The sequence below is a fragment of the Steroidobacter denitrificans genome, assembly GCF_001579945.1.
GTDB classification, from domain to species: Bacteria; Pseudomonadota; Gammaproteobacteria; order Steroidobacterales; family Steroidobacteraceae; genus Steroidobacter; species Steroidobacter denitrificans.
The window spans coordinates 680,507-698,852 of record NZ_CP011971.1 but is presented as its reverse complement, the minus strand read 5'-3'; the positions used below and the strand labels follow the sequence as shown (position 1 = coordinate 698,852).

General features: G+C 61.1%; 18 protein-coding genes. 10 read left to right on the top strand and 8 right to left on the bottom strand.

Annotation, left to right across the window (positions count from 1 at the left end; genetic code table 11):
• Positions 1–26 precede the first annotated feature (26 nt).
• The gene (locus ACG33_RS03000) at positions 27–446 is read right to left on the bottom strand and encodes a VOC family protein (protein WP_066918576.1); all 420 of its coding nucleotides are present in this window, start codon (positions 444–446) and stop codon (positions 27–29) included.
• A gap of 14 nt (positions 447–460) precedes the next feature.
• Here ACG33_RS03000 and ACG33_RS02995 point away from each other — a divergent pair, with 14 nt between their 5' ends.
• A complete protein-coding gene (locus tag ACG33_RS02995) occupies positions 461–1,612 on the top strand; it encodes a hypothetical protein (protein ID WP_157071649.1) in 1,152 nt (383 codons plus the stop codon).
• Positions 1,613–1,686: 74 nt separating this feature from the next.
• Here ACG33_RS02995 and ACG33_RS02990 read toward each other — a convergent pair whose 3' ends face one another.
• Positions 1,687–2,184, bottom strand: coding sequence for a thioredoxin family protein (locus ACG33_RS02990; RefSeq protein ID WP_066918572.1), 498 nt, complete (start codon positions 2,182–2,184; stop codon positions 1,687–1,689).
• A gap of 272 nt (positions 2,185–2,456) precedes the next feature.
• On the opposite strand from ACG33_RS02990, the gene ACG33_RS02985 reads away from it, so the two are divergent.
• Positions 2,457–2,993, top strand: a complete 537-nt coding sequence (locus tag ACG33_RS02985; RefSeq protein ID WP_168160000.1) for an MEDS domain-containing protein — start codon at positions 2,457–2,459, stop codon at positions 2,991–2,993.
• A 78-nt stretch (positions 2,994–3,071) separates the two neighbouring features.
• Here the strand turns inward: ACG33_RS02985 and waaA are convergent, their stop codons facing one another.
• Positions 3,072–4,343 carry a lipid IV(A) 3-deoxy-D-manno-octulosonic acid transferase gene (waaA, locus tag ACG33_RS02980; RefSeq protein WP_066918568.1) on the bottom strand — a complete coding sequence of 424 codons (1,272 nt, stop codon included), beginning with the start codon at positions 4,341–4,343 and terminating at the stop codon, positions 3,072–3,074.
• Between the two features lie 91 nt (positions 4,344–4,434).
• Between waaA and ACG33_RS02975 the strand changes: the two genes are divergently transcribed.
• Together ACG33_RS02975 and lpxL are read left to right on the top strand one after the other, a co-directional pair.
• Positions 4,435–5,403, top strand: coding sequence for an LpxL/LpxP family acyltransferase (locus tag ACG33_RS02975; protein WP_066918566.1), 969 nt, complete (start codon positions 4,435–4,437; stop codon positions 5,401–5,403).
• 149 nt (positions 5,404–5,552) lie between these two features.
• Entirely contained in the window at positions 5,553–6,419 is an 867-nt protein-coding gene (gene lpxL / locus ACG33_RS02970) for an LpxL/LpxP family Kdo(2)-lipid IV(A) lauroyl/palmitoleoyl acyltransferase (protein ID WP_237392673.1), read from the top strand.
• A gap of 75 nt (positions 6,420–6,494) precedes the next feature.
• On the opposite strand, the gene ACG33_RS02965 is transcribed toward lpxL, so the two are convergent.
• Complete coding sequence (locus tag ACG33_RS02965) at positions 6,495–7,412, bottom strand: 3-deoxy-D-manno-octulosonic acid kinase (RefSeq protein WP_210399157.1); 918 nt, start codon at positions 7,410–7,412, stop codon at positions 6,495–6,497.
• 96 nt (positions 7,413–7,508) lie between these two features.
• On the opposite strand from ACG33_RS02965, the gene ACG33_RS02960 reads away from it, so the two are divergent.
• Both ACG33_RS02960 and ACG33_RS02955 read left to right on the top strand, forming a co-directional pair.
• Positions 7,509–8,657 (top strand): glycosyltransferase family 9 protein, encoded by a 1,149-nt coding sequence (locus ACG33_RS02960; protein WP_083536389.1) that lies wholly within the window; start codon positions 7,509–7,511, stop codon positions 8,655–8,657.
• 70 nt (positions 8,658–8,727) lie between these two features.
• Positions 8,728–9,120 carry a DUF6165 family protein gene (locus ACG33_RS02955; protein WP_066918562.1) on the top strand — a complete coding sequence of 131 codons (393 nt, stop codon included), beginning with the start codon at positions 8,728–8,730 and terminating at the stop codon, positions 9,118–9,120.
• A gap of 36 nt (positions 9,121–9,156) precedes the next feature.
• Here ACG33_RS02955 and ACG33_RS02950 read toward each other — a convergent pair whose 3' ends face one another.
• Complete coding sequence (locus ACG33_RS02950; RefSeq protein WP_157071646.1) at positions 9,157–9,591, bottom strand: hypothetical protein; 435 nt, start codon at positions 9,589–9,591, stop codon at positions 9,157–9,159.
• Positions 9,592–9,967: 376 nt separating this feature from the next.
• On the opposite strand from ACG33_RS02950, the gene ACG33_RS02945 reads away from it, so the two are divergent.
• The 4 genes from ACG33_RS02945 to aceK all read left to right on the top strand — a co-directional run bounded on the left by ACG33_RS02945 (position 9,968) and on the right by aceK (position 15,271).
• Positions 9,968–10,657, top strand: coding sequence for a response regulator transcription factor (locus tag ACG33_RS02945; protein WP_066918558.1), 690 nt, complete (start codon positions 9,968–9,970; stop codon positions 10,655–10,657).
• On the top strand, positions 10,614–11,915 hold the full coding sequence (locus tag ACG33_RS02940) for a sensor histidine kinase (protein WP_066918556.1): 1,302 nt from the start codon (positions 10,614–10,616) through the stop codon (positions 11,913–11,915). Before ACG33_RS02945 ends, ACG33_RS02940 begins: the two co-directional genes overlap by 44 nt.
• A 108-nt stretch (positions 11,916–12,023) precedes the next feature.
• Positions 12,024–13,322: an NADP-dependent isocitrate dehydrogenase gene (gene icd / locus ACG33_RS02935; protein WP_066918554.1), complete on the top strand. Its 1,299-nt coding sequence runs from the start codon at positions 12,024–12,026 to the stop codon at positions 13,320–13,322.
• Between the two features lie 161 nt (positions 13,323–13,483).
• Complete coding sequence (aceK, locus tag ACG33_RS02930) at positions 13,484–15,271, top strand: bifunctional isocitrate dehydrogenase kinase/phosphatase (RefSeq protein ID WP_066918552.1); 1,788 nt, start codon at positions 13,484–13,486, stop codon at positions 15,269–15,271.
• Positions 15,272–15,294: 23 nt separating this feature from the next.
• Here the strand turns inward: aceK and ACG33_RS02925 are convergent, their stop codons facing one another.
• The 3 genes from ACG33_RS02925 to ACG33_RS02915 all read right to left on the bottom strand — a co-directional run bounded on the left by ACG33_RS02925 (position 15,295) and on the right by ACG33_RS02915 (position 18,336).
• Positions 15,295–16,479: a trans-sulfuration enzyme family protein gene (locus ACG33_RS02925; protein WP_066918550.1), complete on the bottom strand. Its 1,185-nt coding sequence runs from the start codon at positions 16,477–16,479 to the stop codon at positions 15,295–15,297.
• Between the two features lie 88 nt (positions 16,480–16,567).
• Positions 16,568–17,401 carry an ABC transporter permease subunit gene (locus tag ACG33_RS02920; RefSeq protein ID WP_066918548.1) on the bottom strand — a complete coding sequence of 278 codons (834 nt, stop codon included), beginning with the start codon at positions 17,399–17,401 and terminating at the stop codon, positions 16,568–16,570.
• Between the two features lie 2 nt (positions 17,402–17,403).
• Positions 17,404–18,336, bottom strand: a complete 933-nt coding sequence (locus tag ACG33_RS02915; protein WP_083536387.1) for an ABC transporter permease subunit — start codon at positions 18,334–18,336, stop codon at positions 17,404–17,406.
• Positions 18,337–18,346: the final 10 nt, after the last annotated feature.

The window sequence follows — 18,346 nt, the reverse complement described above, 5'->3', positions numbered from 1 at the left end:
GTGCAGTTTCATCCACGCGATCGAAATCACCACTCGCCATGGTTCGGCATGGAGACCCACGGCTCGCAGATGGGCAGCGGCGCTCCCTTCTGCAGCAATTCGATGGAAATCAGGTCTGGAGATCGTACGAAGGCCATGCGCCCGTCCCGGGGCGGCCGATTGATGATCACGTCATGTTCCATCAGCCGCCGGCAGATCGCGTAAATATCCTCGACCTCATAGGCGAGATGCCCGAAAGCACGGCCGATTCCATAGTAGGCAGGCTCCCAGTTATGAGTCAGTTCGATCTGCGCCTGTTCGTCACCGGGAGCCGCCAGGAAGATCAAGGTGAACCGTCCCTGCTCGTTGTCGATGCGACGCTGTTCCTGCAGACCCAGTGCATCGCAATAAAAGCGCATGGAGGCCGCCACGTCGGTTACTCTGACCATCGTATGCAAATACTTCATGGTTGACCACCAGCATGGGAAAGCTCGAAACCCCCATCATAGTGGAACTCGGCCTCGGCGGTACGGCACCGGTGCACCGAGGCGCCGGGCCGGTGATCTTCCTACTGCTGGGTGCGCTGCCCGCCGCCTGCCTGGCATCATCATCCGCCGAGTCGTATGCGGAAGCAGCTGCAGCTGCTTCCGCCGGCGTGTTCCGGCCACCGGAACAAGAGCTGCCCGAAGAGGACCAGAACACGCTCGAGGACTGCGAACCTGACGAAACCATCCTCAACGGTGTACTACAGAAAGTACGCCGCACCCTGACGATCTCCGCCTGCACCTCCTCGGCCTGGCTGGACGGGCTGTTCGGCGGCGTGAATCTGTACGATCAATACCGGCAAACTCATGGCACGGTATCGGCGGGCGGCTTATGGAGCGAATACAGCGGCCTCGATCCGCGACTGCGCTTCCGGGTGCACCTGCAGCTGCCGCAGTGGAACAAGCGTATCTCGGCATTCATCGGGCGCATGGGCGAAGATAATTTCATCAGCGACACCGAATCCGATTTCGAGGCGCTGCCGACCCGGCAATTCGGCAACCTGGAGAATGAAAGCGTTCTGGTGGGTCTGGGTTATTCGAACCCCAGACGTACGGGCAACGATTTCGACGCGGGCCTTGGCGTACGTGTCGACCTGCCGCTCGATCCCTTTACACGCCTGCGCTACGAGATCGTGAGGACATTTGCGGATCACTACGTGATCACTGCCCGCGAAACGGTTTTTTGGCAGAATTCGGAAGGTTTCGGTACGACCACGCGCGTCAACCTGGATCGCGCGCTCAGCCGTCGATTCCTGCTGCGCTGGGGCAACCTCGGCAAGTTCACGGAAGAAACCGTCGGGCTGGAGTGGTACTCCCAGGTCACATTGTTTCAGAGTCTCAGCGAGCGCTCCGGGCTGGCCTGGCAGATACAGGTGGACGGCGCCACCGAAAATGAAGTCCCGCTCACCCGTTATTCCGGACGTCTGATCATGCGCCGCCAACTGACACCGGAGTGGCTGATTCTGGAACTGCGCGGCGGTATGGAATGGCCTCGTCGCCGGCTGACGGAAGCGCGCACCATGAGCCCGGAAGTCGGCATCGCCCTGGAAATGCAGTTCGGCCAATCACGGAACCGATCCGATCGTTGAAAGTATTCCGAATACGGCACTGTCCACAAGGACGCGCCAGCGATGACATACCCTGAGGATGACGTGCGCCGAGGTTAGGATCCGACAGCAACGGCGGCGAGACGATCACGCATTTTCCAGCGCTCGATAAAGGATAAAAATGCCTGCTTGTCGTAGTCGCGCCGACCCTGTTCGAGAACACCCGTGGACTGCGAGGCCAGCACATCGCGCTGCGGCGAAACGATCCAGAAGTGCGGTGCGCCGCGCGCGGCCGGCAATTGTGAAAAAAAGAGCTCGTTGTAGTTTTCATCGCCGACATAGACCTTGATCGTGACGAACGCCTCATCAAGCGCTTGCCGAATCTCGCCGTTTCGCTCGATGAAACGATCCAGGCGATGACACCAGCTACACCAATCTCCGCCGGCAATGATCAGCACCAGTTTGCCATCCGTCCGGGCACGCTCGACCGCCTGATGATACTGATCGAACGGATCTGCCAGAGGGTCGTAACCCAAGCTCGCCGCGGCGGCACACTGAAACGCACCGATCGTCGCAATGGCAAGACTCGCAGTCCGCAGCAATCGTTTGAACATTCGCTCGCCCCGTATCGCTCTCGTATTTCGACCTGCCCAGCGTAGCCCGCTTTTCGATTCATGACATCCGTCGCTGTTTTTGACAGTCTGCTGCATTATGTGCACCCCGGCTGCCGCCGGACATCTGAACGGCATGAGGATTGCTGCTGCGCGTCGACTTGAAAAGACCTGCTCCACCGAAATACCGATCCAGTCAAGTTCGGAAATCAGCACTGCGGAAGACACCTGCTCCGTCTATGATCCGTCAAACGATCACGTACGGCTTCGAGCTGATGAATTCTGCACACGCTGCGCACTTCGCGCAGTTCTTCGAAACGGATGAAGCGCTCATCGAAGCCGCCTGTAGCTACCTGCGCGATGCCATCGATGCAAACTGCACCGGCGTGGCGCTCACGACGATGCAGCATCGCGAACGCATCGAGACGCGGTTGAACTCTATGGGCCTGGCACCCGCGGCTCTCGCGGCTGCCTATCGCTATATCACGCTGGACGCACATCGAGCACTGGACAGCTTCATGATCGATGGCTGCCCGGACCGACAACGTTTCCATCACAGCATGGGCCAGCTGATTCGACAAGCGGCAGCGCGCGGCCAGCCCGTATGTGTGTTCAGCGAGGTCGTACCGCTGCTGGCGGCCGCCGGCCGTCGCCGCTGTGCGGTCGAGGTGGAAGACCTCTGGAACGAGCTCACTCGTCTGTACAGTTTCACCTTGTGCTGCGCCTATCCTCTGGCCACCTTCGAGAACGACGAAAACACCCGCGCGCGGCTCTGCGCCCTGCATCAGCCTGGCGTCCAGTCCTGCATCTGAATGACATGCCGCATCCTCGCGCCCCGGCACTGCACCCGAGTCCGAGCGTGCCCGCAAACCCAGCCGCCAAGGGCCGTTTCAGCGCAGCGATGCTTCGATGAGCTGCACCATGTGCGCCGCTGCACCACGATTGTCCGTCACGATCCGCCGCCCCAGATGCCCCATGGCTACGCGCCGTGCGGTATCACCCGCCAGTTCGATGATGATTTTCGCCAGCGGTGCTGCCGAGGCGGCTTCCACGGCAGCACCGCTATCCAGAAACATCCGCGCGATATCCGGGCCATTGAAATTGTACGGTCCCACCACGATGGGGCGGGCCAGCACAGCGGGTTCGAGCAGGTTGTGACCACCGACAGGCACCAGGCTGCCGCCGACGAAGGCGATATCGCCGGCGGCATAGAACAGCATCAACTCGCCTAGCGTATCGACCAGCAGCACCTCGGTATCGGCCCCGACCGACGTACCGGCCGAACGCGACGCGAAACGCACGCCGCGCGCCTTCAGACAGGCGCGAACCGGATCGAATCGCTCAGGATGGCGTGGCGCAAGAACCAGCAGACAGCCCGGATGCTGCAGGCATACGCGTCGATGCGCATCCAGCAACACATCCTCCTCGCCTTCATGTGTGCTGCCGGCAACCCATACCAAGCGGTCTGGAAACTGCGCCGCACGCAATGCATCGCCTGCCTGGGGCAGGCCCTCATCGACTTCCATGTCGAACTTTATATTGCCGGTCACATGCACCTGCGGCGCCGGTGCACCGATGGCCAGGAATCGTTGTGCATCCGCCGCCGTTTGTGCCGCAACGATGACCTTGTCCAGCGCAGGTGCAAACAATGCAGCAAATCTGCGGTGCAACCGCATCGACCGTTCCGTGAGTCGGGCGCTCGCCAACAGCACCGGGATGCCGCGCCCGGCGCATTCGCAAAACAGGTTAGGCCAGATTTCCCGTTCCATGACGATGGCGATCGCAGGACGTGCAGCCGACAGGAAACGCCGTACCGCGCCCGGCAGATCGTACGGCAAGTAGGCGTGCTGCACCTGGTCGCCGAACAGATCGCGAACCCGCCGGGCGCCCGTGGGCGTGGCCGTCGTCACCAGCAAGCGGTATCGCGGATACCGCCGCTGCAAGCTCCGCAACAACACCGCGGCCGCCTGGACCTCCCCGACCGATACCGCATGGATCCATAGCCGGTCCGACGCATCGCCGGCAGCATCCAGTCGAACATAACCCAGGCGCTCGCCGAGGCGGCCTCGATGAGCAGGATTGCGCAGCCCGCGCAAAAGAATTGCGGCCAGAGCCGGCGGCGTGGCGAGATGTACCAGAACGTTATAAATCAAGCGCTGCATATTGCGGTATCGTCATGGATCTCTCTACCATTCCCCTCTCGATTTACGGTCCCGCCTCTCCAGGCTCGACCCGGCGTTCTCAGGCGCGCAGATGGTACTCGAACAAACACCGATCAGGCGCGCGCGCCGACCACCGTCGCAGGAGCCGCAGCGCATACCGCTGTACCGCTTCCTGGGGCCTCGATACTGGGCGATGTGGCTGGGCCTGGCATTGGTGAGGCTCTTGAACTTGTTGCCGCTGTCGTTTCAGCTGGCCTGCGGACGAATGCTGGGGCGCATTGCCTACCGGTTCAGCCGCCGCGCCCGCCATGTCGCCGCCGTCAATATCGCCATGTGCCTGCCGACGCTGACGACCGAGGAACGCACTCGTCTGCTGCGGCAGCATTTTGAATCGCTCGGTTGCGCACTGCTGGAAACCGGCCTGGTCTGGTGGGCAAGCGATGCGCGGATGCGCAAACTGATCCGCATCGAGGGTATCGAGCATTTGCAGACGGCGCTAGCCAAGGGCCGCGGCGCACTGTTGCTCAGCGCGCATTTCACCACCTTGGAGATCGGCGCACGGGCACTGACCCTGCTGGGGCCGACTAGTATCATGTATCTCACGCCACGCAATGCATTGATCGCGGAATTGTCCCGACGTGGACGATCCCGGCATACCGTGCAGGCGATCTCCAGCGAACAGATCCGCGATCTGCTGCAGAATTTACGTAATAATCTGCCCGTCTGGTATGCGCCTGATCAAAGATTCACCGACAAAAACAGCGCGCTTGTACCCCTGTTCGGCCATCCGGCGGCCTCCAATATCGCCACTTCCCGGCTTGCCCGGATTTCAGGTGCTGTGGTGTTACCCTTCTTCCCCGAACGGCGCGCAGACGACACAGGCTACACGGTGCGCATCCATCCCCCCATCGAAAACTTTCCATCCGATGATCCGATCGCCGATACCCGGCGCTTCCACGAAATGATCGAGGAACATACCCGGACCGTTCCGGCGCAATACCTGTGGGCCTACAAACGCTTCCAACAGTCCGGCACCGCCGTGGATCCCTACCGCACATGAACCAGGGCAAACGCCACGCACCCGTCTCGAGCGACGTTTCGGCCACACAACACGCAGCGAAACCCTCCTCCCCTATCGGGCCATCGGCCCGGCAGGGGAGGAGGCGCCTTTGGCATCCCCGCTACTGGCCTACCTGGATCGCGCTGGGCATGCTGAGGCTGCTGGAACCCGTGCCCTACCCGGTCCTGCTATGGCTCGGCCGCCGGATCGGCGATGTGGCTGCACACCTGCCCCTGTCGTTCGCGCATATTGCCCGGCGTAATCTGGCACTGTGCTTTCCCGAATGCACCGAAGCGAAACGCGAGCAATTGCTGCGGGATCATTTCCACAGCATCGGCATCGGCCTGTTCGAAACTGCGATGAGCTGGTGGAGTCCCGATGAGCGCATCAGCTCATTGACACAGCTGGAAGGCATGGAGCATCTGCACGCCGCACTGGCCCGCGGCCGTGGCGCCATCCTGCTCAGTGCCCATTTCACGACGGTGGAAATCGGCGGACGGGTGCTGGCCATGGAGCTGCCGACAAACATCATGTATCGCCCGACAAAGAATCCGGTCATGGAGCGTTTTTTGATGCGCAACCGGGGACTGCGTGCGAAGCGGGCCATCCCCCGCGATGATGTGCGCAACTTGATCACTGCGCTAAAAAGCAACGAACCGGTGTGGTACGCGCCGGATCAGGCCTACCGCAAGAAAGGCGCACAAATGGTCGAATTCTTCGGGATCCCCGCGGCGACCAACACGGCCACCTCGCGCCTGGCACGGATGACGGGAGCCGCCGTGCTGCCGTTCTTCCAGGAGCGCCTACCCAAAGGAGGCTACCGGATGGTGATTCATCCGGCGCTCGATGATTTTCCCAGCGACGATCCCGCTGCCGATGCAAGGCGATTCAACGAACTGATCGAGGCACAAATACGCAAGGTGCCGGCGCAATATTTATGGGTGCACCGGCGTTTCAAGGGCCTGGTGCCGGATTATCCCGACTATTACCGCAAGGAATCGGATCCGGAGCGTTAGCCAGGAGCGCTCCTGGGCAACGGCCGCTCGTGGGCTGCGGCACATCCATGCCGGATCGGATGCCGTAACGCCGGCTCATAATCCGTGCTCATACCCCTCCATGAGCGCAAGCCAGTTCGCTTCCGAGAACCTCACGTCCACGTGTAGCCGGCGGATCTTGCGCAGCGACCGCGCCAGCCGCGCCAGCACCCGCCCCTCCCAGGCGCCGCGCGCACGAATCCGGCCACGATCGAAATCGAGCAAATGGACGGGTGGCGCCAGCACGGCATCTACCGGATCCTCAGTACGACCGTCTTTCCATCCCTCCAGCAGATCCTCGCGCAGCAGAATATTAGCGGCATTGAGATCCGGGTGCTGCACCCCCTCGCGATGAAACGCCGCAATCGTCCGGCCTACCATGGACCATAGGGCAGACGGCAGTTCCGCCCCGGTGATCGCCTCCGCCAAGGTACGTGTCGCGGGCAACCAGGAGGTGAGCAGATCCGCCCGATAAGTACAGTTCCTGCGCACATAGCGCGCAGCGACCGGATGCGGTACGGGGAGTCCTTGGCGGCGCAGTTGCGCAAGCAGACGCCATTCCAGGAACGAACGTGCGCGGTCCGTCCCCAGCCAGAAGTAGCGATCGGCGGAAAATCGGGCCGCCCAGCCGCCGCGCCGATAATGCCTCAGCACCCATGCCTGCGCGTTCGCGATTTGCCCATCATTGCTGGAACCGGCGCGCATACCCATGCGAATCAACGCAACCGAACCGCGCCCGCCCGCGAACTCCTCCAGCACACCCAGCGACGCCCAATGGGAACGATCGAACAGAGCATTGGCCAGACGATCCGCAGACCGGTCCGTCGGCAGTTCCACGCATGCGGGGTCGTACAGGATACCGCCGCCGGGGACAGCGAAAAACCGTTCCTCGATGGGCGCTGCCGTGGAATTGCCGCCGCCTCCCGCATCGCTGCAGGAATTCTCGTACGAGCCGTCCGGGTCGTCATGGACCATGGAATGGCTGGATTGATCGACAGGATGGATCGGCACGGGTATCACGAACCCAGGACGGCGGCCGTTGGCGGCAAGTACGTGCAAGAATAGCGATACATGAAGAGTAAGGTAATGCCCTCCGCATCCATCAACCCTCCGGAAAGCGTCTGCATCCTGCGGCTCTCGGCCATCGGCGATACCTGTCACGTATTGCCCGTGGTGCGCAGCCTGCAGTGCGCCTGGCCGACGGCGCGCTTCACCTGGATCATCGGACGCGTGGAAGCCAAGCTGTTCGGCCACATACCCGACATCGAGTTCATCGTGCTCGACAAGGGCAGTCTTCTGAAGTCAGCCCGCAACCTGGCGCACGCCATGCGCGGGCGCCGCTTCGACGTGCTCATGCATATGCAACTGGCCCTGCGCGCCAGCATACTCTCCACGCTGGTGCCCGCGCGCATCAGACTGGGCTTCGATCGTGCGCGCGCACGCGAACTGCAGTGGCTGTTCACGACCCGGCGCATCCATCCCAGGCGGCGGCAGCATGTCCTGGATTCCCTGTTCGGGTTCGCCGAGTATTTCCAGGTCGACAGGCAGTTGCGCTGGGATATTCCGATCCCCGACGCGGCCCGCGACTATGCCCGGCGGATCATCCCCGACCCTGCCGTATCCACCCTGCTCATCAGCCCCTGCGCCAGCCATCCGCTGCGCAATTGGCGTGCCGAACACTATGCACAAGTCGCCGATCATGCGGTGGCGACCTTGGGAATGCAGGTGGTGCTGTGCGGCGGCCGCAGCGAGACCGAGCGGCGCATGGGCGACTCGATTCTTGGACATATGCGCCGCGAATGCCGCAACACGATCGGCCAGGACACGCTTCTGGAATTCCTGGCGACGATCGAACGTGCCGCCGTATTGCTGACGCCGGACTCTGGACCGGCGCACATGGCCGGCGCGGTGGGCACCCCCGTGATCGGTCTGTATGCGGCAACCAATCCGGCGCGCAGCGGCCCCTATCTCAGCCGGCAATGGTGCGTGGACCAATACGACGCGGCCGCCCGCAAGTATCATGGCAAACCCGCCGCAAAACTGCCCTGGACCACCAAGATCGAACGTGCCGGCGTCATGGATCTGATCACGCCCGAGCAGGTCATCCGAAAGCTGCACGATCTTCTGGAAAGTCCGGTGTGCCGCGGACGGACGGACGGACGGACGGACTCCTCGGCTTCCGTGACGACGCAGTCACCAGGCCGTCCTGCGGCATCATAGCCGCGATGCGATAGCGCCCGGCGACGCCAGCGGGCTTGTTTGCCGCGGTCCTGACGCTTAACCTGCCGCAATGAATACTGACATCCTGGTACCGGTTTCTCCCGGTGAACTGATCGACAAGATCACCATCCTGCAAATCAAGTCGGATCGCATCAGCGACCCGGAAAAACTCGCGAACGTGCGGATCGAACTCGACCTGCTGGAAGCGACCTGGCGTAATTCTGCCCATGCAGCGTCGGATATCGATGTTGAGCGAACGGCATTGCGCAGCATCAATGAGAAACTCTGGGACATCGAGGACCGCATCCGCGACAAGGAACGCCGGCACAGCTTCGATCAGGAGTTCATCGATCTGGCGCGCGCCGTCTACGTCACCAACGACGAACGTTCGGCTGTGAAACGCCGCATCAATATCAATCTCGGCTCCAGGATCGTCGAGGAAAAAAGCTATACAGAATACTGACGCCACGGCCACAGCCTCCGCATGACCGATGGAGGGCTAGCACAGGTACACCGGCCTGGCTTCCCTGACCTCGAGTTTCCCGGACGATACTCGAATACGAGACTGCCTCGCACGCGCCTTGGTGCGCAAGGCCGGCCGCAGCGCCTCGATCATGGGCATGACCTGCGTGGCGTCGAGGCGTGCCACTGACTCATTCACCATCTTTGCAGCCACACCCGCCAGGTCGGCATAGAACAGGGCTTCGTCGAAATCCGCCCCGGTCAGCACCTCTTTCAGGCATTGCATCAAGGAATGCGCTTCCAGAAGCACCCTACGCTCGGACTCGATCAAAGTTGCAAGATCCGCCGGCTCATACTCTTCTTCCTCCACGTCCTCCACCGGCAGGATCCGCGCCTCGGCCGGCACCGCCGGCGAGCGGCGTACCGGCCCGGCCGGACGACGGAGTTTCGAAGTCACTGTTTTCTTAGTCATGAACCTGCCTTCTCGAATCCAGCTTCTCGAACCTGACCTTCTCGAGCAGCACCGCATCGGCAACCAGCGCTGATTTCTCCGGTGCCGGTTGACCGTCCGCTCGAATATGAGTCACTGGAATCGCGCTACAACCGCCTCACTGCCGTCCGGACTCGAACACGCTTGGATTCAATCGAGACTGTATATCCATACATGCTTTTCTGCCAATATGAATTTCCAAGCATTTGTAGAGTTTTTTCGAGTTTTCGGCATCCGCCGTATCGCTCGGTAAAGCCGCGGGGCAAAATCATGCACTTCCGGCCATCTACCGTGGCGGAACGGGCTGCGCCGCCAACTCTTCCCGGGTATGCTGGACGCTCCTGCTCACGTCAGACCCATGCGCCTGCTGCTCATAGAAGACCATCACGACATCGCCGCCAACATCGCCGAATCATTTCAGGCTCGCGGCGGCAGCGTGGTCGAACACGCCAGCGACGGAGAGACCGGCCTGCAGATGGCGCTCGGGCGACACTACGACGTGATCGTTCTGGATCTGATGCTGCCGCGACTCGACGGGTTGTCGCTATGCCGCCGCCTGCGTCAGGCGGGACATACCCGGGTGCCGGTACTCATGCTGACCGCAAAGGATCTGCTCGCCGACAAGATCGAGGGTTTCGAGGCCGGCGCCGACGACTACCTGGTCAAACCCTTTTCGCTCGCCGAGCTCGATGTACGTATCAAAGCGCTGGTCCGCCGTGCCAACTTGCCGGAATCTGCGCGTGTGCTCGGCATCGGCGACCTTAGATTCGACCTGGATACTCTGGAAGCCGAACGCGGCGGAGAATCCCTGAAGCTCAATCCGACGACGCGGCGCCTGCTGGTTTTGCTGTTGCAGAATGCGAACCGGGTCGTGACCCGTGCCGAACTCGAGCGGGAACTGTGGGGCGATCAGCCTCCGCAGGGTGATTTTCTACGCGCACACATGCACGCGCTGCGTGCCGCCATCGACAAGAACTTCTCCGTCAAGCTGCTGCACACCATACATGGCACGGGCTATCGACTCTCCGCGGAACCGTCCCGTCCGTAGACTGGCGGAGAAATTCGCACGGCTCAGCCTGCGAGCCCGCATCGCGGGAACCATGATTGTGCTGGTGGCTGTCGCGGGACTGGTGCTCAGCGCCTTCGCCTACCTCGCCGATGAACGGCTCAAGCGCAGCATCGCCTGGGATCTACTTTCCGAGGAACTGACACATTTCGAGCAGCGCATGCGCGTGGATCGCGGCGCCGAACCGCTGCGCTCGGCGCGACTGCGGATCTACCGATCCACGGACATCGCCGAATTACCGCGTCATATCGCGATGCTGCGCCCCGGCGAGATGCACCGCGTACGCTCCGGCGGAAGACTCCTGGACGTACTCGTGCGCGATGGCGACTTCGGCCGCCTGTACATCACCTACGACGTCACCACGCTGTCGCGCCAGGAATGGATCGCCGTACTCATCCTGGCTCTGGGCGTCGCAACGATCGTCTTCCTGGCGGGGCTGGCCGCCGCGGCCATCTCCCGGCGGCTGGTCGAACCGGTCACCGCGCTGGCCGATCGGTTGACCCAGATAGACCCGGGAGAGCGGCATGTGCGTATCGGTGCGCAGTTCGCCGGCAACGAATTGGCGCCGATCGCACGCTCCGTCGACATGTTCATGGAACGACTCGACGGCTTCGTCGAACGCGAACAGTCCTTCACCGCCGCCGCCAGCCATGAACTGCGCACGCCGCTGGCGGTCATGCGCGGCGCGGTCGAACTGCTCGAGGCTCAACTCGCCGCCCATCGTCCCGACATGCTCAAGCCGCTGGGGCGCATCCAGCGAGCAGTACGTGAAATGAGCGAATTTACCGATGCGCTGCTCGCACTCTCGCGTGAGCACGCCGATATCCCGGACGGTACCCAATGCGATCTGCCTGCCGTGCTGATGCGTGTCGTGGAAGATCAACGCAACGTCGCGCCGGGAAAACGCATCAGGCTGGATCTCCAGGCGGATTCGAATCTGCGGCTCGCGATTCCTGAAAGTATGGTAGCGATGACAATCGGCAATCTGGTGCGCAACGCCGTGCAGCATGGTGTCGGCCAGGAAATATATTGCCGCTGGCAGGGACGAGTCCTGACCGTCAGCAATGCCGGAACCTTACCGCCGGATGCGCTGTCCGCCACGGTGCGCCGCTTCACCACCCACCCCGGCGGACATGGCATGGGCCTGTACCTGGTCAGACGGATCTGCGAGCGCTACGGCTGGTCCATACGCTTCGAAAACAGCCCGGCCGGGGTGACAGCCACGGTGGATTTCGCCTGAAAACCTGCTTTTCGGCCTGTTTCTTTCACCCTGGCCGACGCGCCGGTGCCCGGAACCCTGCTGTGCTAGAATTCCGCCCTTCAAACCCCTCCCCCATGGAGTCTGTTGATGTCGGCGCCCAAACTCAACGTGCCTGCACAAGGCCAGAAAATCACGATTCAAAACGGCAAGCTGACCGTTCCCGACCAACCCATCGTCCCCTTCATCGAAGGCGACGGCACCGGCCCGGACATATGGCGTGCGTCGGTACGCGTGCTCGATGCGGCTGTCCGGAAAGCCTATGGTGACAAGCGCAAGATCCAGTGGATGGAAGTCTATGCAGGCCAGAAGTCCAACGATCTGTTCAATACCTGGCTGCCCGACGAAACCGTCGCCGCCTGCCGCGAATACCTGGTGTCGATCAAGGGCCCCCTGACGACGCCGATCGGCGGAGGCATCCGTTCCTTGAATGTCGCATTGCGCCAGATGCTCGACCTGTATGTCTGTCTGCGCCCGGTACGCTGGTTCAAAGGCGTACCTTCTCCCGTCAAGGCGCCCGAGAAAGTGGACATGGCGATCTTCCGCGAGAACACCGAAGACATCTATGCCGGCATCGAATTCGAGGCCGGTTCACCGGAGAACAAGAAGTTCCTGGAACTTTTCAAACAAACCTTCCCGAAACAGTACGCCAAGATCCGCTTCCCGGATACCTCCGGTATCGGCATCAAGGCAGTCTCCCAGGAAGGCACGGCGCGCCTGTTCCGCGCCGCCATCGAGTACGCGATCGCCAACCAGCGCAAGAGCGTGACGATCGTGCACAAGGGCAATATCATGAAGTTCACGGAAGGCGGCTTTCGCAATTGGTCGTACGAACTGGCGGAGAAGGAATTCGCCGACCAGACCTACACCTGGGATCAATGGGAGCGCACCAAGGCCGCCAAGGGCGAAAAGGCCGCGAATGAAGAACAGGATGCAGCCGTAAAAGCCGGCAAGATCATCATCAAGGATGCCATCGCGGACATTACCCTGCAGCAGATATTGACCCGTCCCGAGGAATTCGACGTCATCGCAACCATGAACCTCAACGGCGATTATCTCTCCGACGCCCTTGCGGCGCAGGTCGGCGGCATCGGCATCGCCCCGGGCGGCAATGTCAACTACGTCACCGGTCACGCGGTATTCGAGGCCACGCACGGCACGGCACCGAAGTATGCGAACATGGACAAGGTCAATCCCGGCTCAGTGATCCTGTCCGGCGAAATGATGTTGCGCTATATGGGCTGGGTCGAGGCAGCCGATGCCATCATCACCGCCATGGACAGAACCATTGCCCAGAAGACGGTGACCTATGACTTCGCCCGCCTCATGGAAGGAGCCAAGGAAGTGAAGTGCAGCGAATTCGGCGATGCGCTGATTCGCAATCTATGATCCACGGCTGCGGCCGCTCGTTCCGAGGCACGTATTTCGGGCCTCGGTTGTCGATTCGATACGGGGCGCCGCGTGCGCCCCGTATCTTTTTGCAGAGATCCACGAAAGGTTCGTGTGACGATTGTTATCGAAGACCAAGGGCAGATGATCGATAATCCGCCATGTCGTCCATAATCGAATCCTCCAGCCTTCCCCTGCCGCCGGGCAACTCTCCGCGAGACCTCCTGGTGGAGCAATGCGCCTCGGCCCTGGCCCGGGCGTTCGCCGACTACAATACCGAATACCGCGCAATCACCCGGCGTGCGCCCCACCGATTCGAGGAGCGCGACTGGCGCGGCAGCCAGCGTGATGCAGTGGAGCGCATCGAACTGTACGAGAAATGCGTCAATCGCGCCGTCGCCCAGATGCGCAACCGGCTTGGCGAGGACGTGAACGAGCGCGCAGTATGGAGCAGTATCAAGCGCCGCTTCACCATGCTCATCGAAACCCTGCCCGACCGCGAATTCGACAAGACTTTCTTCAACTCCGTCACGCGCAGAACCTTCGGCACGGTCGGCGTCGACGCTGCCGTCGAGTTCGTTGCCCTGGATTTCGACCCCATAGCGGCGATCACCGCACAAATTCAGACCTCCGTATATGTGAATCGCGGCTCCCTGGAGCTGTTGTTCGAGGATGTACTGACCGAGTATCGATTCCGTACTCCTTATGTGGATTTCGAACGCAGCATCCAGATCATCACGAACGAAGTACGCGCACAGCTCGAACGGGATGCCACCGCCTCGCAGCCGCCGCTGCAGGTCACGCAGATCGAATTCATTCGCACGGTGTTCTTTCAGATGACCCGCGCCTATGTCGTCGGCCGCATCAGCGGTCCTGGCTGGATGCGCCCGTTCGTGCTGGCCCTGAAAAACTCCGACAGTGGCATCGTCATCGATGCCGTCATGATGGATGAGGACACCGTCAGTATCCTGTTCAGCTTCACCCGCTCCTACTTCCATGCGGATCTGACCCATGTGGGGCAGGCGGTCGTATTTCTGAAAAGCATCCTGCCGCTCAAGGCCGTCAGCGAGCTTTATACCGTCCTAGGTCGAGCCAAACAGGGCAAGACCGAACGCTATCGAGAACTGTTCCGGCATCTGCAACAAAGTGAAGATCAGTTCATACATGCGCCGGGGGAGCGGGGTTTGGTGATGATCTGCTTTACGCTGCCCTCCTACGATGTGGTCTTCAAGATCATTCGCGACCGCTTCGCCTATCCCAAGAACGTCCTGAGGGAGGAGGTCCTGCAGAAATACGAATTGGTGTTCAAACATGACCGGGCCGGGCGATTGGTCGATGCCCAGGAGTTCAAGCGCCTGAAGTTTCCCGTGGCCCGCTTTTCCGCAGCCGTGCTGGAGGAATTGAATAACGAAGCGGCCAATACGGTTCATTTCGAGGGAGACGAACTGGTCATCGGCCATATGTATATCGAGCGCCGCATGACTCCGCTCAACCTGTATCTTCGTGACGCCTCACCGCGAGACGCCGAACTGGCGGTGCTCGATTACGGCCAATGCATACGCGACCTGGCCGTCACCAACATTTTTGCCGGGGATCTGCTGCTCAAGAATTTCGGCGTGACGCGCCACGGACGTGTGATTTTTTATGACTACGACGAACTCTGCGCGGTCTCCGACTGCCGCTTCCGGGAGGTGCCGCAAGCCCGCCATGAGGAGGACGAGATGCGCGCGGAGGCCTGGTTTCACGTCAATGAGAATGACGTATTCCCGGAGACATTCATCAACTTCCTGGGCTTCGACGAGCGCCTGAAAACGGTCTTCCTCGAGGTGCACGGCGAGGTCATGACGGCGCAGTGGTGGCGTGAGATTCAGCAACGTCTGCAGGAAGGCGACGTACTGGAGGTGCTACCCTATCATCGGCATCGGGTACACGTGTTCGGCAGCTTCTGAACCGCCTCGCTGTTGATCCAGAACTATACAGGCGCTGCCCGCCCGGCCTGATGCAGCGCCTGCCGCATATCCTCGAGCAGATCTTCGACATCTTCGATGCCGATGGACAAACGCATCGTCGCCGCCGTGATTTCGGCCCATTGGCGCTGTATCGCATCCAGATCCGACGGCCACATCAACCGGCCGGGCTGCACCAGCGATTCGGTCGAACCCAGACTGGCCGAGATCGTGAACAGGCGCAAGGCCTCCGAGAAGCGGTTCACAGCCGTCTCACCGCCCTCCAAATCCACGGTCACGACGGTCCCGAAATCATGCATCTGCGCCCGTGCAAGCGCATATTGCGGATGTGCGGCAAGACCCGGATAACGCACACGCGCCACGCCGGGTTGCGACGCCAGCCAACGCGCCACCTTCGAGGCATTGTCGCATTGCCGCTCGTAACGCAGCGCATAGGTCTTCATTCCTCGTTGGATCAGGAAGGCCGCATGCGGATCCAGCGTCGCACCCATGACGATGAAATCCGTGCGCATGGCGTCGATGAGTTCCTGCCGGGCGATCACCGCGCCGCCCATGACATCGCCGTGTCCCCCCGCATATTTGGTGAGACTGTGCACATACACGTCGATATCGAACTGCCCGTGGTTATGGAATCCTGCGAACGTATTATCCATGACCGTGAGCGCGCCGTGAGCACGGGCCGCGGCCGTGATACGCCCGATATCCGCAATCTTCAGGACCGGATTGCTCGGCGATTCGAACATCACCAGCCGAGTCGGCGTGGACGCCAGCAGTTGCTCGATACCCTCGATATCCTCCAGCGACAGAATCGTGTGGGATACGCCATAGCGTCCCAGCAGGCGCCGGATCATGTAGCGTGTCGGCTGGTAGAGTTCGGCGAACGACACTACATGATCGCCCTGCTTGCATAGAGACAACATGGCAAGGTTGACTGCCGCAACCCCCGATGCGGTCAACAGACAGGCGTCACGACCCTGCAACTGTGCCAGGGTCAGTTCCAGTTGCTGCAAGGTCGGATTCGATACCCGCGAATAGGCGAACCCTTCACGCTCGCCGCGCGAGTGGCGCTGCGTCTGAACGACATCATCGAATGTGAACTTGACGGACTGGTAGATCGGCGCCACCAGCGGCCGATTGTCCGTCGCCACGGCAACGATCGGCGGATGATTCAAGCGAGTCGAATTCTTCATGGGCCTGCTCCAATCTCGAGGCTTCTGCGCCGGACATCCATCGGCGCCCTGCATGGCATCGCTGGTGCCACCGCGTAACCGGCGGATCCTAGCCGGCTGCCATTTGGATGTCGCGCTGACGCCGCGCCTCCCGGCGAGCCATCAGGATACCGGCAATGACGACACCGAGGGTCACCAACGCCACCATGATGGTCGCCAGCGCGTTGATATCCGGACTCACACCCAGGCGCACCTTCGAGAAAATCACCATCGGCAGGGTACTCGAACCCGGGCCGGAAACGAAACTGGCGATCACCAGGTCGTCCAGCGAAATCGTGAACGCCAGCAGCCAGCCCGCCAGGAGCGCAGGCGCAATGATCGGCAGGGTGATCACGAAAAAAATCGTGGCTGGGCGCGCACCGAGATCCATGGCCGCCTCTTCCAGTGAATCATCCAGGGTCGACAGACGCGACTGCACGATGACCGTGACATAGGCCAGCGTCAAGGTCATGTGTGCGATCGTGATCGTCGTGACACCTCGACCCTGCGGCCAGCCCAGCAGCTGCTCCATGGCGACGAACAGCAGCAACAAGGACAAGCCCGTGATCACATCCGGCATCACCAGCGGTGCCGTCGTCATACCCGACAACAAGGTCCGGCCCCTGAACCCGCCCATACGGGTCAAGGCCAATCCGGCCAGCGTTCCGAGGATGACCGCTCCCGTGGCATTGACGGCCGCAATCTTCAAGGACAGCCAGACGGCGTTCAGAATCTGCTCGTTGCTGAACAGCCGTACGTACCATTCGGTGGAGAATCCGCCCCAGACAGTCACCAGCCGCGACTTGTTGAACGAATATACGATCAAAGACAGGATCGGGATGTACAGAAACGCGAAACCGAAGACCAGGGCGCTCAGGCGAAAAAAAGGAAGGCGCGGCGACATGACTAGAACCTGCCTTCCTGTGCCCTTTGTGATCGCTGCAGAAACGCGATCGGCACGACCAGCAGCGCCAGCAATGCGATCGCCACGGCGCTGGCGACCGGCCAGTCACGATTGCTGAAGAATTCAGTCCACAAGACCTTGCCGATCATCAGCGTATCCGGGCCGCCCAGCAAGGCGGGAATTACGAATTCACCGACCGCGGGAATGAACACCAGCATGGAGCCGGCCACGACACCGGGCATGGACAATGGCAGAGTGATCGTCAAAAAGGAGCGAAATGGACGACTGCCCAGGTCCGCCGCCGCCTCGAGCAAGGTCAGATCCATTTTCTCCAGGACTGCATACAGCGGCAGGACCATGAACGGTAGATAGGAATAGACGATGCCGACATAGATCGCAAAGTCTGTTTGCAGCATCACGATAGGCTGATCGATGACGCCCATCCACATCAGAAAATTATTGATCAACCCATTGTTCTTGAGGATACCGATCCAGGCATATACCCGCAGCAGGAACGAGGTCCAAAAGGGCAGCACCACCATCATCAACAAAATGATGCGCCAGGTGGCGCGGGCCCGTGCAATCGCGTAAGCCATCGGATAACCCAGCAACAGGCACAACAGCGTCGACACGGCCGCGACCTTGATCGAATTCAGGTAGGCTTTCCAGTACAGATCGTCTTCCAGCAGGAACAGGAAGTTGCCTATATTGAGCTTGATCTCCAGCACCCGGTCCCGGGTCCAGTACAGCAGCGGCTGATAAGGCGGCAGGGCAATCTGCGTTTCGGAGAATGCGATCTTCAGAACGATGACGAAGGGCACGATAAAGAACAGCAGCAGCCACAGGTACGGCACGGCGATCACCGCGGTACGGCCCCCTGTTCCCTGGTGCAAAAGGCGCGTGCGCACCCAGCGGCAGGCCGGCAGATCTCGCACGGCACGTACG

Bases quoted from the DNA above. Each gene is read 5' to 3' on its own strand.
- ACG33_RS03000 (WP_066918576.1), bottom strand. From the start codon at position 446: ATGAAGTATTTGCATACGATGGTCAGAGTAACCGACGTGGCGGCCTCC.
- ACG33_RS02995 (WP_157071649.1), top strand. From the start codon at position 461: ATGGGAAAGCTCGAAACCCCCATCATAGTGGAACTCGGCCTCGGCGGT.
- ACG33_RS02990 (WP_066918572.1), bottom strand. From the start codon at position 2,184: ATGTTCAAACGATTGCTGCGGACTGCGAGTCTTGCCATTGCGACGATC.
- ACG33_RS02985 (WP_168160000.1), top strand. From the start codon at position 2,457: ATGAATTCTGCACACGCTGCGCACTTCGCGCAGTTCTTCGAAACGGAT.
- waaA (WP_066918568.1), bottom strand. From the start codon at position 4,343: ATGCAGCGCTTGATTTATAACGTTCTGGTACATCTCGCCACGCCGCCG.
- ACG33_RS02975 (WP_066918566.1), top strand. From the start codon at position 4,435: ATGGTACTCGAACAAACACCGATCAGGCGCGCGCGCCGACCACCGTCG.
- lpxL (WP_237392673.1), top strand. From the start codon at position 5,553: ATGCTGAGGCTGCTGGAACCCGTGCCCTACCCGGTCCTGCTATGGCTC.
- ACG33_RS02965 (WP_210399157.1), bottom strand. From the start codon at position 7,412: ATGGTCCATGACGACCCGGACGGCTCGTACGAGAATTCCTGCAGCGAT.
- ACG33_RS02960 (WP_083536389.1), top strand. From the start codon at position 7,509: ATGAAGAGTAAGGTAATGCCCTCCGCATCCATCAACCCTCCGGAAAGC.
- ACG33_RS02955 (WP_066918562.1), top strand. From the start codon at position 8,728: ATGAATACTGACATCCTGGTACCGGTTTCTCCCGGTGAACTGATCGAC.
- ACG33_RS02950 (WP_157071646.1), bottom strand. From the start codon at position 9,591: ATGACTAAGAAAACAGTGACTTCGAAACTCCGTCGTCCGGCCGGGCCG.
- ACG33_RS02945 (WP_066918558.1), top strand. From the start codon at position 9,968: ATGCGCCTGCTGCTCATAGAAGACCATCACGACATCGCCGCCAACATC.
- ACG33_RS02940 (WP_066918556.1), top strand. From the start codon at position 10,614: ATGGCACGGGCTATCGACTCTCCGCGGAACCGTCCCGTCCGTAGACTG.
- icd (WP_066918554.1), top strand. From the start codon at position 12,024: ATGTCGGCGCCCAAACTCAACGTGCCTGCACAAGGCCAGAAAATCACG.
- aceK (WP_066918552.1), top strand. From the start codon at position 13,484: ATGTCGTCCATAATCGAATCCTCCAGCCTTCCCCTGCCGCCGGGCAAC.
- ACG33_RS02925 (WP_066918550.1), bottom strand. From the start codon at position 16,479: ATGAAGAATTCGACTCGCTTGAATCATCCGCCGATCGTTGCCGTGGCG.
- ACG33_RS02920 (WP_066918548.1), bottom strand. From the start codon at position 17,401: ATGTCGCCGCGCCTTCCTTTTTTTCGCCTGAGCGCCCTGGTCTTCGGT.